The sequence below is a fragment of the Streptomyces sp. NPDC002867 genome (genome assembly GCF_053591895.1).
In genome coordinates, this window is the sequence record NZ_JBSFUR010000031.1 from 28921 (window position 1) to 43984 (window position 15064).

18 protein-coding genes are annotated in these 15064 nt (G+C 72.8%); 13 read left to right on the top strand and 5 right to left on the bottom strand.

Going from position 1 to position 15064, the window contains the following annotated elements; translation table 11 throughout:
* Window positions 1-105: 105 nt before the first annotated feature.
* Genes pnuC through ACWD0A_RS24985 form a run of 5 tightly spaced genes read left to right on the top strand, consistent with a single transcriptional unit; the run spans window position 106 to window position 3793 of the window.
* Window positions 106-777 carry a nicotinamide riboside transporter PnuC gene (pnuC, locus tag ACWD0A_RS24965; RefSeq protein ID WP_451301534.1) on the top strand — a complete coding sequence of 224 codons (672 nt, stop codon included), beginning with the start codon at window positions 106-108 and terminating at the stop codon, window positions 775-777.
* Window positions 778-783: 6 nt separating this feature from the next.
* Entirely contained in the window at window positions 784-1854 is a 1071-nt protein-coding gene (locus ACWD0A_RS24970) for an AAA family ATPase (RefSeq protein ID WP_451301536.1), read from the top strand.
* Window positions 1854-2573: an NUDIX hydrolase gene (locus tag ACWD0A_RS24975; RefSeq protein ID WP_451301538.1), complete on the top strand. Its 720-nt coding sequence runs from the start codon at window positions 1854-1856 to the stop codon at window positions 2571-2573. The genes ACWD0A_RS24970 and ACWD0A_RS24975 overlap by 1 nt, the downstream gene beginning before the upstream one ends.
* Window positions 2570-3580 (top strand): ADP-ribosylglycohydrolase family protein, encoded by a 1011-nt coding sequence (locus tag ACWD0A_RS24980; protein ID WP_451301540.1) that lies wholly within the window; start codon window positions 2570-2572, stop codon window positions 3578-3580. The genes ACWD0A_RS24975 and ACWD0A_RS24980 overlap by 4 nt, the downstream gene beginning before the upstream one ends.
* Window positions 3581-3583: 3 nt before the next feature.
* Entirely contained in the window at window positions 3584-3793 is a 210-nt protein-coding gene (locus ACWD0A_RS24985) for a hypothetical protein (RefSeq protein WP_451301542.1), read from the top strand.
* Between the two features lie 9 nt (window positions 3794-3802).
* Here the strand turns inward: ACWD0A_RS24985 and ACWD0A_RS24990 are convergent, their stop codons facing one another.
* The 3 genes from ACWD0A_RS24990 to ACWD0A_RS25000 form a co-directional block, all read right to left on the bottom strand.
* Window positions 3803-4483 carry a nucleotidyltransferase domain-containing protein gene (locus tag ACWD0A_RS24990; protein ID WP_451301544.1) on the bottom strand — a complete coding sequence of 227 codons (681 nt, stop codon included), beginning with the start codon at window positions 4481-4483 and terminating at the stop codon, window positions 3803-3805.
* Window positions 4484-4513: 30 nt separating this feature from the next.
* Window positions 4514-4957: a Rieske (2Fe-2S) protein gene (locus tag ACWD0A_RS24995; protein WP_451301546.1), complete on the bottom strand. Its 444-nt coding sequence runs from the start codon at window positions 4955-4957 to the stop codon at window positions 4514-4516.
* A gap of 135 nt (window positions 4958-5092) precedes the next feature.
* Complete coding sequence (locus tag ACWD0A_RS25000; RefSeq protein ID WP_307716203.1) at window positions 5093-5425, bottom strand: DUF952 domain-containing protein; 333 nt, start codon at window positions 5423-5425, stop codon at window positions 5093-5095.
* A 159-nt stretch (window positions 5426-5584) separates the two neighbouring features.
* Here ACWD0A_RS25000 and ACWD0A_RS25005 point away from each other — a divergent pair, with 159 nt between their 5' ends.
* From ACWD0A_RS25005 to der, 4 genes are all read left to right on the top strand, one after another.
* Window positions 5585-6670, top strand: coding sequence for a prephenate dehydrogenase (locus ACWD0A_RS25005; RefSeq protein WP_451301548.1), 1086 nt, complete (start codon window positions 5585-5587; stop codon window positions 6668-6670).
* A 188-nt stretch (window positions 6671-6858) separates the two neighbouring features.
* On the top strand, window positions 6859-7542 hold the full coding sequence (gene cmk / locus ACWD0A_RS25010; protein WP_451301550.1) for a (d)CMP kinase: 684 nt from the start codon (window positions 6859-6861) through the stop codon (window positions 7540-7542).
* 53 nt (window positions 7543-7595) lie between these two features.
* On the top strand, window positions 7596-8183 hold the full coding sequence (locus ACWD0A_RS25015; RefSeq protein ID WP_451301609.1) for a lysophospholipid acyltransferase family protein: 588 nt from the start codon (window positions 7596-7598) through the stop codon (window positions 8181-8183).
* 61 nt (window positions 8184-8244) lie between these two features.
* Window positions 8245-9693: a ribosome biogenesis GTPase Der gene (gene der / locus ACWD0A_RS25020; RefSeq protein ID WP_451301552.1), complete on the top strand. Its 1449-nt coding sequence runs from the start codon at window positions 8245-8247 to the stop codon at window positions 9691-9693.
* A gap of 63 nt (window positions 9694-9756) precedes the next feature.
* On the opposite strand, the gene ACWD0A_RS25025 is transcribed toward der, so the two are convergent.
* Window positions 9757-10062, bottom strand: coding sequence for a hypothetical protein (locus tag ACWD0A_RS25025; RefSeq protein ID WP_451301554.1), 306 nt, complete (start codon window positions 10060-10062; stop codon window positions 9757-9759).
* Window positions 10063-10333: 271 nt separating this feature from the next.
* Entirely contained in the window at window positions 10334-11113 is a 780-nt protein-coding gene (locus ACWD0A_RS25030) for a hypothetical protein (protein ID WP_451301556.1), read from the bottom strand.
* A 239-nt stretch (window positions 11114-11352) separates the two neighbouring features.
* Between ACWD0A_RS25030 and ACWD0A_RS25035 the strand changes: the two genes are divergently transcribed.
* The 4 genes from ACWD0A_RS25035 (at window position 11353) to ACWD0A_RS25050 (ending at window position 14991) form a co-directional block, all read left to right on the top strand.
* Window positions 11353-12639, top strand: a complete 1287-nt coding sequence (locus tag ACWD0A_RS25035) for a glycosyltransferase family 4 protein (protein WP_451301558.1) — start codon at window positions 11353-11355, stop codon at window positions 12637-12639.
* Window positions 12636-13427, top strand: coding sequence for a hypothetical protein (locus ACWD0A_RS25040; RefSeq protein ID WP_451301560.1), 792 nt, complete (start codon window positions 12636-12638; stop codon window positions 13425-13427). Before ACWD0A_RS25035 ends, ACWD0A_RS25040 begins: the two co-directional genes overlap by 4 nt.
* A gap of 76 nt (window positions 13428-13503) precedes the next feature.
* Window positions 13504-14514: a helix-turn-helix transcriptional regulator gene (locus ACWD0A_RS25045; protein ID WP_451301562.1), complete on the top strand. Its 1011-nt coding sequence runs from the start codon at window positions 13504-13506 to the stop codon at window positions 14512-14514.
* Between the two features lie 261 nt (window positions 14515-14775).
* Complete coding sequence (locus ACWD0A_RS25050) at window positions 14776-14991, top strand: I78 family peptidase inhibitor (protein ID WP_177151111.1); 216 nt, start codon at window positions 14776-14778, stop codon at window positions 14989-14991.
* Window positions 14992-15064: the final 73 nt, after the last annotated feature.

Sequence of the window (15064 nt, forward strand, 5' to 3'; positions counted from 1 at the left end):
AACCGCCGCAAGAGCCCGCGACCGTTCTCGGTCGCGGGCTCTTGCCGTCTTGTGGCGCGTACCCGGAGCCGTTTATAGTCAACATGACTATTAAGGGGGGCGGGCATGAGTCTCGCGGACATCGTCGAACCGTTGCAGCAACCGCTGTTCACCGTGCTCGGCACGCCGGTGAGCTGGACCGAGTTCCTCGGGTTCGGCAGCGGCGCGCTCTGCGTCTGGCTCGTCGCCCGGCAGCACATCGCGAACTGGCCGATCGGCATCGCCAACAACGTCCTGTTCATCCTGCTGTTCTCCCAGGCGGGCCTGTACGCCGACGCCGGCCTGCAGGTCGTCTTCATCACCCTCGCCGTGTACGGCTGGTGGACCTGGACCCACGGGGGTGGACCAGGTTCCGGCACGCTGCCCGTGCGACGCACCACCCGCACCGAGTGGACGTGGCTGCTCGCGGCGGGGGTGGTGGGGACCCTCGCGCTGACACTCCTGCTCGACCGCGCCACCGACTCGACCGTCCCCTTCTGGGACGCGCTGACCACCGCCCTGTCCCTGATGGCGACCTACGGCCAGTGCCGCAAGCGCCTGGAGTCGTGGTGGCTGTGGATCGCGGCCGACGTCGTCTACATCCCGCTGTACGCCTACAAGGAGCTGTACCTGACCTCCCTGCTGTACGTCGGCTTCATGACGCTCTGCGTCATCGGCCTGCGCAACTGGTCGCGTGACGCGGTCATCGGGCAGCAGCGGGCCGCGGACGCCGCTCTCGGGACGCACTCAAGAAGGTAGGGCCGCATGAGCCGCTTCCGGCACGGACTCGTGCTCGGCAAGTTCTATCCGCCGCACGCCGGTCACCACCATCTCGTCCGCACCGCGGCCGGCCGCTGCGACCGGCTCACCGTGCTCGTGTGCGCCGCCTCCGTGGAGAGCGTCCCGCTGGCCGACCGCGTCGCCTGGATGCGCGAGGTGCACCCGGACGTGCGCGTCGTCGGGGCCGTGGACGACATCCCCGTGGACGTCACCGATCCCGCCGTCTGGGACGCCCACATGGCCGTCTTCCGCACCGCCGTCCCCGAGCCCGTGGACGCCGTCTTCACCTCGGAGGCGTACGGCGACGAACTCGGCCGCCGCTTCGGCGCCGCGTCCGTGTGCGTCGACCCCGACCGCCTCCGCCACCCCGTCTCCGGCACGGCCGTACGCAAGGACCCGGTCGGCTGCTGGGACTTCCTCGAGGCACCCGTGCGCGCCGCGTTCGCCCGCCGCGTGGTCGTCGTCGGCGCCGAGTCGACCGGCACCACGACCATGGCCGAGGCGCTCGCCGAGCACTACCGGGCGCGCGGCGGCGTATGGGCGCGGACCCGGTACGTACCCGAGTACGGGCGGGAGTTCAGTGAGCGCAAACTCGCCGCCCTGCGTGCCGTACGGCCCGGCGCCGACTGGCCGGACGTCGTGTTCGCCTCCGAGGAATTCCCGCTGATCGCCCGCCGCCAGGCGGAGCTGGAGGAGGAGGCCGCGCGCTCCGGCTCCCCGGTCCTCTTCTGCGACACCGACGCCTTCGCGACGACGATCTGGCACGAGCGGTACCTGGGCGAGCCCTACCCCGTCGCCCCGGAGCCGCGCACCCAGCACCTGTGGCTGCTCACCGACCACGAGAGCGTCGCCTTCGAGGACGACGGCCTGCGCGACGGGGAGCACCTGCGCCCCTGGATGACCGGCCGCTTCCGCGAGGAACTGGCCCGCACCGGCCGCCGTACCGTCGAGCTCACCGGACCGCACGAGCAGCGGCTCGCACGGGCCGTCGCCGCCGTGGACACGCTGATCGGCGAGGGCTGGCACCTCGCCGACCCTCTGCCGGAGCGGCGCTGATGCAGGGCTACGACCCGGGCGCCTTCCCGCCCTTCGCCGTCACCGTCGACCTCGCCGTCTTCACCGTCCGCGAGGGAGAGTTGCACGTCCTGCTCGTCGAACGGGGGCAGGAGCCCTACCGCGGCGCCTGGGCGCTGCCCGGGGGATTCCTCCTGCCCGACGAGTCCGCCGAGTCGGCCGCCCGCCGCGAACTGGCCGAGGAGACCGGCCTGTCCCGGCACACGGCGGCCGGACTGCACCTGGAACAGCTGCGCACCTACAGCGAACCGGACCGCGACCCGCGGATGCGCGTCGTCTCCGTCGCGTTCACCGCACTCGTACCGGGCCTGCCCGAACCGCGCGGCGGCGGCGACGCCGCCCGCGCCCGCTGGACACCCCTCGGCCGGGCCACACCGCTCGCCTTCGACCACGACCGCATCCTCGCCGACGCCCACGACCGGATCGGCGCCAAGCTCGAGTACACCTGCCTGGCCACGGCCTTCTGCCCCCCGCAGTTCACGCTCGGCGAACTGCAGCAGGTGTACGAGACGGTCTGGGGCGTCGAGCTCGACCGGCCCAACTTCCGGCGCAAGGTCCTCGCCACCCCCGGCTTCGTCGAGGCCGTCGAGGGCGGACCGCGCCGCACCGGCGGCCGGGGGAAGCCGGCCGCCCTCTACCGGGCGGGCACCGCCACCACGCTGCACCCACCACTCCTGCGACCGGAAGGACGGCAGCCATGACCACCGCCAAGCGGGCCGCCACGGGATCACTCGTCGGCCTGGCTCTCGGGGACGCGCTGGGCTTCCCCACCGAGTTCAATGACGTGCCCTCGATCCTGGCCAAGTGCGGCCCGTGGCGGGAGATGGCACTGCCGAAGCCCGCCGTCGTCACCGACGACACCCAGATGACGCTCGCGCTCGGCCGGGCCCTGCGCACCGCCACGGAGCGCGGGCCGCTGGTCGCCTCCCGTCTGCAGCGCCCCCTGCGCGAGGAGTTCGTCGACTGGTACCACTCGCCGGAGAACAACCGGGCCCCCGGCCGGACCTGCCTGGTGGCCTGCCGGAGACTGGACGGCGACGGCCCCTGGCAGGCGGCGAGCCAGATCGGCTCCAAGGGATGCGGCGCCAACATGCGCGTCGCGCCGATCGGCCTCGTACCCGGCCTTGACGAGGACCAGCGCGCGGGCGCCGCGCAACTGCAGTCCGGGCTCACGCACGGGCACCCCACGGCACTCGCGGCGAGCGACCTCACGGCGCGCGCGGTGCACCTGCTGGCGCAGGGCGCGGAGCCGACCGGCCTGGTCGGACAGCTGCGCTCGTACGCGTACGAGAACCGCGGCCGCTACCACGAGCGCTGGCTCGGCAACCTGTGGACGTACTCCCACGACCCGACACCCGAGGCCTTCATCGCCCGCGGCTGGGACGAGTGCCTGCAGATCCTGGAACGGCTGGCGGCCGCGCTGCGCTCCCCCGAGCCGGAGCTGGACCCGTGCCTGGCGACCGGCGACGGCTGGATCGCGGAGGAGGCGCTGGCGACATCGCTGCTGTGCTTCCTGATGTTCCCCGAGGATCCCCTGACGGCCCTGCGCCGCGCGGCCTGCACCAGGGGCGACTCGGACTCGCTCGCCTGCCTGGCGGGCGCCTTCGCGGGCGCGCAGCTGGGAGCGGACGCGTGGCCGGACGAGTGGGCGGAGCGGATCGAGTACGGGGAGGAGCTGCTGGCTCTGGGGGCGCTCTGGGACGCTTGATCCATGACCGATCAGCTCGACCTGACCGACCTCGCCACGGCCGTGCCGCCGCAGCGCGGCCACCTCGTCTTCGCCACGGTCTCCGGGGCGCACCTGTACGGATTCCCGTCCCGGTCACGCACGACCTGCGTCCTTCGGCGGGTGCGCCGCGGCACCGAGGGCGCACCGCTCGCGGGCGCCTTGGCCGCCCGACGGGCCGAAGAGACGCACTGACGCGCCGCCTCAGCCCGCCGATGCCTTCCGCACCCGCACCAGGAAGTCCTCCACCCGGGCGCGGTCCGGTTCCGGTGGGAGTGGGGTGGTGGGGGCCGCCGCGTCGGCCTCCTCGGACAGGCGGGTCATCCACGACTCGACCCGCTCCCACGGCACCTCGCCCCGCCTGACCTCCAGGAGCCGGTCGCGGTCGGCGCCGACGTCGATCACCAGCTCGCCGGTGCGCAGCAGGTCGCGGCAGCTGGTGAGCAGGCGGAGGAGGTGCATGGCGTGCTTCCAGCGGGGCGTGCCGTACTGCCGTACGTCCGCCTCCAGCTTTCTGCGCTGCCCGTCCGCGTATCGCACGAACGTCTCGTGCGCCCGGCGGGACAGGAACGCTCCGCGCAGGGAGAGCAGTTCGCGTCCCGTGTCGTCGGCGTGCTCGACGAGCGGGGAGTGCAGGCACTCCAGGATGTTCGGGTTGGCGCGCAGGGCCAGTTCGAGGAACCTCTCCAGCTCCCACGAGAACTGCTCCTCCGCCGGGCCCTCGACGTGCGTCGGCGGCTTGGCGAACCGCCAGTACAGCGCGGTCGGGGCCAGGAAGACCCCGCGGCGGTCCGTGTCGCTGGACTCCGTCGCCAGTCCGAACGCCCGCGACCCCATGACACAGGAGTAGATCGTGTGATCGCGGACGAGAGCCTCTGGAGTCATGCGCGCGAGGCTACGACACCGCGCCGGCGGTCACATGAGCAGGATGGAGTCCCCCTCGACGGTGATCTGCTTCGCCGGCAGCGGCCGCGTCGCCGGGCCCGCCGCGACCGAGGCGTCCTCGATGCGGAACTTGCTGTCGTGACAGGGGCAGTTGATGAGACCGTCGCTGACCGAGCCCACCGTGCACCGCTGATGCGTGCAGATCGCGGAGAACGCCTTGAACTGCCCGGCCGCCGGCTGCGTCACCACGACCTCCTGCTCCTTGAAGACGGTTCCGCCGCCGACCGGGATGTCCGCCGTCCTGGCCAGTTCCTCGCCGGACGGCGCCGAAGCCTGCGCGTTGTCCGTCGGTGTCGAGGCCCCCTCCGTGGGGGCCTCGGTCGTGGATGCGTCGCCCCCGTCCCCGCAGCCCGCCACGAGCGCGACGGCTCCCGCCGCTCCCGCCGCCAGGACCGACCTTCGGCGCGTGTCCATGCCACTCTCCCTCGGTTCGGGACATTCCTCGCCCCGACCACCGGGGCAACCAGCATCCTTGCGCTCCCGGCACCTCCGGTGAAGCAACCGCGCAGGCATGTCCGTCCCCCGGCCCACCGAAGGGCGCGGCGCGGTTCAGACCCAGGGCGTCAGCTCCCGGGCGTGGCCGTCCTCGTCCCGCCGAACGGCGAGCACCCCGGTCACGGCCGCCCGCGCGACCGGGCCGTAGACATGCGGGAAGAGCATGTCCCGGGAGCCCTCCCAGCGGACCTCGGCGGTGAGCAGCGACTCGTCGATGACCAGCACCAGCAGGTCCGCCACGTCGCGGTACGGGCCGTCCGCGACGGCGAGCGCGGCGGACTCGTCCGCGGAGCAGTGCACGAAGCCCTCGGACGTGAGAGAGGCCGGGGCGTACGGGCCGGCGACGTCGGCGGTCCACTCGTCCACCGGCACGACATGAAAGAGCATGCGCCAGTTGTAGCGCAGGCGCCGGGGCACGGGCGTCTCGGGGAACGGTCGTCCCGGCCCGGCCCGGACGCGCTGACTAGGCTGAACGCAGCAGCCGCCCGCAGACGCCGCACCCCGCACCGCGTCACCCAGGCAAGGACACCGCAAGGACATGGCCCAGTGAGAACCGCGCTCGTCATCGGAACAGGACTGATCGGCACCTCCGCCGCGCTCGCTCTCGCGGGGCGCGGCGTCGAGGTGCACCTCGTCGACCACGACGCGGCGCAGGCACGCACCGCCGCCGCGCTGGGCGCGGGCACGGACGAGCCGCCCGAGGGGCGTGTGGACCTCGCCGTCGTCGCGGTGCCGCCCGCGCACGTCGCCACCACGCTCGCCGAGGCGATGCGCGCGGGCGTCGCGCGCGGCTACCTCGACGTCGCCAGCGTCAAGGGCGGGCCCCGCCGCGAGCTGGAGGCGCTGGGCGCGGACCTGTCGGCGTACATCGGTACGCACCCGATGTCCGGCAAGGAGCGCTCCGGACCCCTGGCGGCCACCGCCGACCTCTTCGAGGGCCGCCCCTGGGTGCTCACGCCCACACGCGACACCCACACCGAGGTGCTGAACCTCGCACTGGAACTGGTCGCGCTGTGCCGGGCCGTCCCCGTCGTGATGGACGCGGACGCCCACGACCGCGCCGTCGCCCTCGTCTCGCACACCCCGCAGCTGATCTCCTCGATGGTCGCGGCCCGCCTGGAGGACGCCGACGACACCGCCGTACGGCTGTGCGGGCAGGGCATCCGGGACGTGACCCGGATCGCGGCCTCCGACCCCCGGATGTGGCTGGACATCCTGTCCGCGAACCCCGGACCGGTGGCCGACGTGCTGGCCGGCGTCGCCGCGGACCTGGACGAGACGGTCCAGTCGCTGCGGGCGCTGCAGGCCGCCGACGAGTCCAAGCGGCGCACCGGTGCGGAGGGCATCGAGGACGTGCTGCGCCGCGGCAACGCCGGCCGCGCCCGCGTCCCCGGCAAGCACGGCGCGGCACCGGCGGCGTACGAGACCGTCGCGGTCCTCATCAGCGACAAGCCCGGCGAGCTCGCCCGCATCTTCGCGGACGCGGGCCGGGTGGGCGTGAACATCGAGGACGTCCGCATCGAACACGCGACGGGCCAGCAGACGGGCGTCGTGCAACTGATGGTGCAACCGGCGGCGGCCCAGGTCCTGAGCGCCTCCCTCCGCGAGCGCGGCTGGGCGCTCCGCCAGTAGCGCGGTGCCGGACCGCGCGGACCGCACGGTCCGCCCCCCGTCCTGGTCCGCCCCCCGTCCCGGTCCGCCCCCCCCATGCCCGGGGCAGGTGGGCAAAGGCCCCGCCCGGTAAAGACGCCGCCCGGCACTCGGTAACCTTGTGGCGGGGCCTTCGGCACTCCCGCCGCCCTCTCCCGCGAACCCGAAAGGTGTCCGACACCGTGGAATCCGTGATCGTCGCCATCGATGGCCCCTCCGGCACGGGCAAGTCGAGCACCTCCAAGGCCGTCGCCTCCGCGCTGGGCCTGAGCTACCTGGACACCGGGGCCCAGTACCGGGCGATCACCTGGTGGATGATCAGCAACGGTGTCGACGTCGCCGACCCGGCCGCCGTCGCCGCCGCCGCCGACAAGCCCGTCATCGAGTCCGGCACCGATCCGGCCGCGCCGACCATCACCGTCGACGGCTTCGACGCCGCCGGCCCCATCCGTACGCAGGACGTCACCTCCAAGGTCAGCGCCGTGAGCGCCGTGCCCGAGGTGCGCACCCGGATCACCGAGCTGCAGCGGTCCATCGCCGCGGCCGCCGAGAAGGGCATCGTCGTCGAGGGCCGCGACATCGGCACCACCGTCCTCCCCGACGCCGACCTGAAGATCTTCCTGACCGCCTCGCCCGAGGCGCGGGCCGCCCGCCGCAGCGGCGAGATCAAGGGCTCCGACGTCGCCGCCACCCGCGAGGCCCTCATCAAGCGCGACACGGCCGACTCCAGCCGCAAGACCTCCCCCCTCGCCAAGGCGGACGACGCGGTCGAGGTCGACACCACCGACCTCACCCTCCAGCAGGTCATCGAGTGCGTCGTGACCCTCGTTGAGGAGAAGCGGGCCGCCAAGTGACCGTCCCCTCGGAGAAGGGCGCGGCCGTCGGGCGGGGCATCGGCATCGGCCTGATGTACGGACTGTGGAGGCCGCGCGTCCTGGGCGCCTGGCGGGTCCCCGCCGCCGGTCCGGTCATCCTCGCGGTGAACCACGCGCACAACATCGACGGGCCGATGCTCATGGGCACCGCTCCCCGGCCCGTGCACTTCCTGATCAAGAAAGAGGCGTTCGTCGGCCCCCTGGACCCGTTCCTGACCGGGATCGGGCAGCTCAAGGTGGACCGTACGGCCGCCGACCGCACCGCCATCGCGGGCGCCCTGGGCGTCCTGGGGAACGGCGGCGTCCTCGGCATCTTCCCCGAGGGCACCAGGGGCGAGGGAAACTTCGCCTCGCTGCGCGCGGGCCTCGCGTACTTCGCCGTCCGCAGCGGCGCGCCCATCGTGCCCGTCGCCGTACTGGGAAGCACGGAGCGCCGCGGACGGTTGATACGGGCACTCCCGCCGCTGCGCAGCAAGGTCGACGTCGTCTTCGGCGACGCCTTCGAGGCCGGGGACAGCGGTGGACGGCGTACGCGCAAGGCGCTGGACGAGGCCACCGTACGCATCCAGGAGCGGCTGACCGCCCACCTGGAAAACGCAAAGCGCCTGACCGGGCGCTAGGCCAGACTTGAGTAATGGGCCGCAGAACACGCGGCCCAGTGACGAACGAGGAACGGACTTCATGAACGACCAGCACGACCACGGAGCGCTCGGCGACGCCGAGTACGCGGAGTTCATGGAGCTCGCCGCGGAAGAGGGCTTCGACGTCGAGGACGTCGAGGGCGCGATCGAGGAGGCGGGCCACGGCCCGCTGCCCGTCCTCGCCGTCGTCGGCCGCCCCAATGTCGGCAAGTCGACCCTGGTGAACCGCATCATCGGCCGCCGTGAGGCCGTCGTCGAGGACAAGCCCGGCGTCACCCGCGACCGCGTCACCTACGAGGCCGAGTGGGCGGGCCACCGTTTCAAGGTCGTCGACACCGGCGGCTGGGAGCAGGACGTCCTCGGCATCGACGCGTCCGTCGCCGCCCAGGCCGAGTACGCCATCGAGGCCGCCGACGCGGTCGTCTTCGTCGTCGACGCCACGGTCGGCGCGACGGACACCGACGAGGCCGTCGTCAAGCTTCTGCGCCGCGCGGGCAAGCCCGTCGTGCTGTGCGCCAACAAGGTCGACGGACCGAGCGCTGAAGCCGACGCCACCGCCCTGTGGTCGCTGGGTCTCGGCGAGCCGCACCCCGTCTCCGCGCTGCACGGCCGCGGCACGGGCGACATGCTCGACGCCGTCCTGGAGGCCCTGCCGGACGCCCCGGCGCAGACCTTCGGCAACGTGGTCGGCGGCCCGCGCCGCATCGCCCTCATCGGCCGCCCGAACGTGGGCAAGTCCTCCCTGCTGAACAAGGTCGCGCGCGAGGAGCGCGTCGTCGTCAACGAACTGGCGGGCACCACCCGTGACCCGGTCGACGAGCTGATCGAACTCGGCGGTGTCACCTGGAAGTTCGTCGACACGGCCGGCATCCGCCGCCGCGTCCACCTCCAGGAGGGCGCGGACTACTACGCCTCCCTGCGCACCGCGGCCGCCGTGGAGAAGGCGGAGGTCGCGGTCGTCCTGATCGACGCGAGCGAGTCGATCAGCGTCCAGGACCAGCGCATCATCACCATGGCCGTCGAGGCGGGCCGGGCCATGGTCATCGCGTACAACAAGTGGGACACCCTCGACGAGGAGCGCCGCTACTACCTGGAGCGGGAGATCGAGACCGAGCTCGGCCAGGTCGCCTGGGCGCCGCGGGTCAACGTCTCGGCTCTCACCGGCCGCCACATGGAGAAGCTGGTCCCGGCGATCGAGACCGCGCTCGCCGGCTGGGAGACCCGTGTCCCCACGGGCCGGCTGAACGCCTTCCTCGGCGAGCTCGTCGCCGCCCACCCGCACCCGATCCGCGGCGGCAAGCAGCCCCGCATCCTGTTCGGTACGCAGGCGGGCACCAAGCCGCCCCGGTTCGTCCTCTTCGCCTCGGGCTTCCTGGAGCACGGCTACCGGCGCTTCGTCGAGCGCCGCCTGCGCGAGGAGTTCGGCTTCGAGGGCACGCCGATCCACATCTCGGTGCGGGTGCGCGAGAAGCGCGGCCGCAAGAAGTGACCTGACACGTCGAAGGGTGCCGTCGCCGAGGCGACGGCACCCTTCGACGTGTCGCGGGCCGGGTCACATCCCCCGGCGCGGTCCCGGCGGCAGAGCGGCGGGCTGGGCGCTGTGCCGGCCGACCTGGTAGTACGGCTGCCAATTGCCCTGCTGCGTGGACGTGTTGGGATGCTCCGTGTGGTCGCCGTCTCCGCTGAAGCCGCCCCGGCTGCTGTGCAGTCCCATCGCCCCGAAGGCCCGGAATCGGAGGTCCTCCTCGCCGCTGCGGTCACCCGGCAGCGCCTTGAACGCCCTCAGGTACTCGGAGTACAGCGCGTCGTAGATCGGGGTGGCCGAGTGGCCCGCCGATCCGTCACGCGCCGGGCGCATCGCGGGAATCTGGCTCTGGTACGGCTGGCGGGAGGGGTCGTATGAGTGCACGTACCCTGCAACGACGCGGGAGTCCTGCGGATGCGGGCTGGGAGCAGCTGCATTCTTCCGGGGGACGAAGGCCCTTGCGGCCATGCCCGGGCACACGGACGCGCGCCCGGGCGGAATCTTCTCCGGGCGTACGTCCGCGTGGCCGGACACGGCTCCCGGCTCGGCCGAGTCGCGGCCTCTCGGCGGGCGGCGTGCCGACCGGGGGATCGGCGCCGAACGGTCAGGTGCCCGCGAGCGGCATCGCGGCGGCCACCAGGCGACCGTTGGCCGCGGCCTTCTCCAGGGCGTCGCGCAGCAGGTCCTCGCGCGGCTGCTGACCGATGGAGCCGACCGGCGCGGCGAACACCAGCACCGTGTGCGTCTTGTTGGCCGCCGTACGCCAGCCGTCCGTGACCTGGAGCGGCTGATGGGCCTGCCACCAGGCGACCTGGCCGCCGCCTCCCGTACCGGGCTGGAGCACGGCGTGCAGCTGGCCCATGGCGACCAGCACCGACCAGCCGGGCAGCTGCCCCGGCACCTGGTTCAGGTCGGAGACCGGCTGGAATCCCTGCTCGAGGAGGAGCGGGAGGAACTCGTCTCCGGCCGCGCCCGAGGTGCCGGGACGGGCGATGGGCGCGGTCGGCTCGACCACGAGCGCGGGGTGCAGCTCCCCGTTGATCAGGATCAGACCGCTGGTGACACCGAGCACCGCCTGCTCGGGGGCTGTGCCCGGAATCCGGGGCTCCTCGCCGGTGATGGACCGGACGGCGCCCTGGAGCTGGTCCTCGGCGACCTGGACGACCTGAGAGGGGATGCAGGTGGCATGGGCGAAGGCGAGAACGGCGGTCTCCTCCCCGACGAACAGCACCGTGCTGGTGCGTTCCTGCTCGGAGTCGCCCGGGGTGCGGCAGGAGGTGCAGTCGTAGCTGCCCGGGGCGTTGTGGCCGGCGAGCAGCCGGTCGGCTTCTTCGTCGCCGATCTCGGCGCGTACGTCCTCGCTGACGTCGAGCATGCGCGGCACGGGAGGCTCCTCGGACTTGATCACGTGTGCCGGGCGGGTCCCGGCTCATAACGGGTCAACGGGTGATATGCGGCAGGGGTCACGCGTGAAGCGGCACCGAATCGCCACCGGACGGGCTCGGCTCAGGCCACCGCTTCACGGCGCCCCGGATCCCGTACCGGCCCTGACCGGCCAGTACAGTTCAGCCGGGGCCCCCACCGACCGGGGGAGCGAAGAACATCAGGGGGACGTGGCGCCGTATGCGTTTGTCATTTCTGCTTCACAATGCCTACGGCATCGGGGGAACGATCCGCACGACGTTCAACCTCGCGGAGGCCCTGGCCGAACGGCACGACGTCGAGATCGTCTCCGTCTTCCGCCACCGCGACGAGCCGACGATGGGCGCGCCGGCGGGCGTGACCATGAAGTACCTCGTCGACCTGCGCAGAAAGAGCCCCGGCTACGACGGCGACGACCCGCTCGCGAAGCGGCCCGCGAAGGTCTTCCCGCGCGGCGACGGCCGGCACAAGCAGTACAGCCGCCTCACCGACCTGCGCATCGGGGCGCACCTCGAGTCGCTGGACGCCGACGTCGTGATCGGCACCAGACCCGGCCTCAACGTGCACATCGCCCGGCAGGCGCCGCGCGGTGTCGTGCGGATCGCCCAGGAGCACCTGACACTGGACAGCCACGGTTACCGGCTGCGCCGGGAGATCGGCCACCGCTACGCGGTCCTGGACGCGATCACCACCGTCACCGAGGCCGACGCCCGCGCCTACCGCGAGCGGCTCGACCTGCCGGGCGTCCGTGTCGAGGCGGTGCCCAACAGCGTGCCCGCACCGAAGGTCGCGCCCGCGGACTCCCGCGCCAAGTGGGTCGTGGCGGCCGGCCGGCTCACCCGCGTCAAGCGCTACGACGTGCTCGTCGAGGCCTTCGCCAAGGTGGTCGCCGTCCGCCCGGACTGGCGGCTGCGGATCTACGGCAGCGGGGACGCGACCGGCAACGAGAAGAACGCGCTGCGCGCCCTGATCGAGGAGCGCGGGCTGCACAACCACGTCCTCCTCATGGGCACGGCGAACCCGCTGGAGCCCGAGTGGGTCAAGGGCTCCGTCGCGGCTGTGACGTCCACCCTGGAGTCCTTCGGCATGACCATCGTGGAGGCCATGCGCTGCGGGCTCCCGGTCGTGTCGACCGACTGCCCGCACGGGCCGGGCGAGATCATCGACGACCGTGCCGACGGCCTGCTCGTGCCGGTCGGCGACGTCGACGCCTTCGCCGCCGCGCTGCTCGAACTCATCCAGGACGACGAGTTCCGGCGGCGTACCGGACAGGCGGCGCTCGCCGCCTCCGCGCGGTTCGACCCGGTGCGGATCGCCGAGCGGCACGAGGCGCTGTTCGCCGAGCTCGTCGCCCGCGGCGCGCAGCGCAAGGGGAGCGGCGCGGTGCGCGAGGCGCTGCACCGCGGCAGAAGCGCGCTCTATGACGGGGCCTACTCCCTGCGTTATGTTGCCGCGGACGTGATCCGCCGAGGGAAGAAGAGCACATGAGCACGTCCAGCACGGCCGGCGGACGGCGGACCCCGCGGGCGGACTGCGTCGCCGACGCATCGGGCGACATCGTCTTCGAGGCGGTGGCAGCGGGCGCCGCGCTCGTCCTGCGGCGCATCGGCGGGGGCGGGTCCGGAGACGAGGTGCGGCTGCCGCTGACCGACGCGGGCGACGGCACGGCGCGGGCGGTGCTGGCGGCCGCGACCGAGCTGGCCGAGGGCCGGTGGGAGGTTCTCACCGCCTCCGGGGAGCCCGTCGAGTCCGGTGTCCGCGACCTGCGGGCCCTCGTCGACCTGGTCCCCGAGGCGGACCGGATCGATGTGCGGGTCCCGTATCCGACGGCGCAGGGCGGGCTCGCGGTCCGCTGCTGGGTCCGCGCACCGCACGCGGAGGCCGGCGACATCGGCCTCACTCCCGGACAGGGCGCGGTCTCCGTGGAGGGACTGCTGTACGGGGCCTCGCTCGGTGAGGGTGCGGTGGCCGAGGCCCGCCTGAGCTCGGGCGGGCGGGTGCACGAGGTGCCCGTGACCGGCGAGGGCCGCGCGTTCGGCTTCACGCTGCCGTATGCGCCGATCGCCGGATCCCCGGGCGGCAAGGAGCAGCTGTGGGAGCTGTGGCTGCGGCCCGCGGCGGACGCCGAGGGCATCAGGATCTCCCGCATACTCGACGACGTCTGGGACAAGAAGGGCATCTTCGTCTATCCGAAGCAGCGGACGGAGAGCGGTCTGGCCGCGCCCTGCTACACGGGCGACAACGACCTCTGCGTACGCGTCACCGCAGCGGGCTGACGCCCTCGCGCGCCGGGCGCGCACGCGGAGCGACCGCGGACAGAACCTGTCCGCAAGGACTGGCAGACTCGGCCGCATGTTGGAGACCTCGGCACGACTCCTGCGCCTGCTCTCTCTGCTGCAGGCCCATCGAGAATGGTCGGGTGCCGACCTCGCCGAACGGCTCGGCGTCACGCCGCGCACCGTGCGCCGTGACGTGGACCGGCTGCGCGAGCTCGGCTATCCCGTCAACGCCAGCCCCGGCACGGGCGGCGGCTACCAGCTCGGCGCGGGCGCCGAACTGCCGCCGCTGCTGCTCGACGACGACGAGGCGGTGGCCGTCGCCGTGGGACTGCGCACGGCGGCCGGCCAGGGCATCGAGGGCATCGGCGAGTCGTCCGTGCGCGCCCTCGCCAAACTGGAGCAGGTGCTGCCGGGCCGGCTGCGCCGCCGGGTGAGCGCGCTCAACGCCTTCACGGTGCCGATGCTGCGGACGCCGCAGGCCCGGCTCGACCCGTCCGTCCTGACGGAGCTCGCGAACGCCTGCCGCGACAGCGAACGGCTGCGGTTCGAGTACCTCGACCACGCCGGCTCCGCGACCCGCCGCACGGTCGAGCCGCACCGGCTGGTGTGCACCGAACGGCGCTGGTACCTGGTGGCCTGGGACGTCGACCGGGAGGACTGGCGCACGTTCCGCGCGGACCGGATCACGCCGAAGCCACCGCACGGCCCGCGCTTCGCCCCGCGCACGCCGCCCGCCGACGACCTGGCCGCCTATGTCTCCCAGGGCGTCTCCACCAAGGCGTACGCGGCCCGCGCGGTCATCAGACTCCACACCTCCGCCGAACGTGCGGCGCAGACGATCGGGCCGTCCGACGGGGTGCTGGAGCCCGTCGACGCGTCGCACTGCCTGCTGCGCACCGGTGCCGCCGGCCTCGACGTGCTGGTGATCCACGTGATGCTGATGGGCGTGGACTTCGAGGTGGTGGAGCCTCCGGAGCTGACCGACCGCGTCCGGGACGTACGCGACCGCCTCTCGCGCGCTCTGGCGTACGAGGCGGATCGCGGCGCGGGAACAGATGATGGGGATTCTGTGAGGGAGTGGTGAATTCTCCTTGCCGTGTCAATTCGGCCCGCCGATGGCTCCGGTAATTCCGCGAGGGAATTCCGCTCGATCGTCAATGGCCCGGTGAATTATCAGGAGAACGCGCGAGGAGCGCCCGTTCGGGTGAACGGGCTCACACGGAAGCCCTTCCGGACGGGTGTCGAGATCCTGTGACAGAAGCGTGACCGGTGAGGTACCCGGGGCTGCTGGGGTGATCGACTTCCCGCCTTCCGTCACCGTCCGCTGCCGCCTACGGTGGAGTGCATGGCACCCATACCGACACCTCCCGAGCAGCCCGACGACGCCCCCGATTCCTATGTCGGCCTCGGCGCGCGGGCGGCCGAGCAGCAGGCCCGCGAGCGCGGCTGGACGACCGTCAGAGCGCTGCCCCCCGGCTCGATCATCACGATGGAGTACGTGGCGGGCCGGCTCAACTTCGAGGTGCGCGACGACGTGGTCATCCGCTGCTGGAAGGGCTGACCGACGCCCGAGGGCAGACGCGCGAAAGGCCCCGGCACCGATGTGCCGGGGCCTTCCCCGTGGCCGTCCCGCC

Bases quoted from the DNA above. Each gene is read 5' to 3' on its own strand.
- ACWD0A_RS24990 (WP_451301544.1), bottom strand. From the start codon at position 4,483: ATGACTCCAGAGGCTCTCGTCCGCGATCACACGATCTACTCCTGTGTC.
- ACWD0A_RS25040 (WP_451301560.1), top strand. From the start codon at position 12,636: ATGAGCACGTCCAGCACGGCCGGCGGACGGCGGACCCCGCGGGCGGAC.
- der (WP_451301552.1), top strand. From the start codon at position 8,245: ATGAACGACCAGCACGACCACGGAGCGCTCGGCGACGCCGAGTACGCG.
- ACWD0A_RS25015 (WP_451301609.1), top strand. From the start codon at position 7,596: ATGTACGGACTGTGGAGGCCGCGCGTCCTGGGCGCCTGGCGGGTCCCC.
- ACWD0A_RS24980 (WP_451301540.1), top strand. From the start codon at position 2,570: ATGACCACCGCCAAGCGGGCCGCCACGGGATCACTCGTCGGCCTGGCT.
- ACWD0A_RS24985 (WP_451301542.1), top strand. From the start codon at position 3,584: ATGACCGATCAGCTCGACCTGACCGACCTCGCCACGGCCGTGCCGCCG.
- ACWD0A_RS25025 (WP_451301554.1), bottom strand. From the start codon at position 10,062: ATGCGCCCGGCGCGTGACGGATCGGCGGGCCACTCGGCCACCCCGATC.
- ACWD0A_RS25035 (WP_451301558.1), top strand. From the start codon at position 11,353: ATGCGTTTGTCATTTCTGCTTCACAATGCCTACGGCATCGGGGGAACG.
- ACWD0A_RS24970 (WP_451301536.1), top strand. From the start codon at position 784: ATGAGCCGCTTCCGGCACGGACTCGTGCTCGGCAAGTTCTATCCGCCG.
- ACWD0A_RS24975 (WP_451301538.1), top strand. From the start codon at position 1,854: ATGCAGGGCTACGACCCGGGCGCCTTCCCGCCCTTCGCCGTCACCGTC.
- ACWD0A_RS24995 (WP_451301546.1), bottom strand. From the start codon at position 4,957: ATGGACACGCGCCGAAGGTCGGTCCTGGCGGCGGGAGCGGCGGGAGCC.
- pnuC (WP_451301534.1), top strand. From the start codon at position 106: ATGAGTCTCGCGGACATCGTCGAACCGTTGCAGCAACCGCTGTTCACC.
- ACWD0A_RS25050 (WP_177151111.1), top strand. From the start codon at position 14,776: ATGGCACCCATACCGACACCTCCCGAGCAGCCCGACGACGCCCCCGAT.
- ACWD0A_RS25000 (WP_307716203.1), bottom strand. From the start codon at position 5,425: ATGCTCTTTCATGTCGTGCCGGTGGACGAGTGGACCGCCGACGTCGCC.
- ACWD0A_RS25045 (WP_451301562.1), top strand. From the start codon at position 13,504: ATGTTGGAGACCTCGGCACGACTCCTGCGCCTGCTCTCTCTGCTGCAG.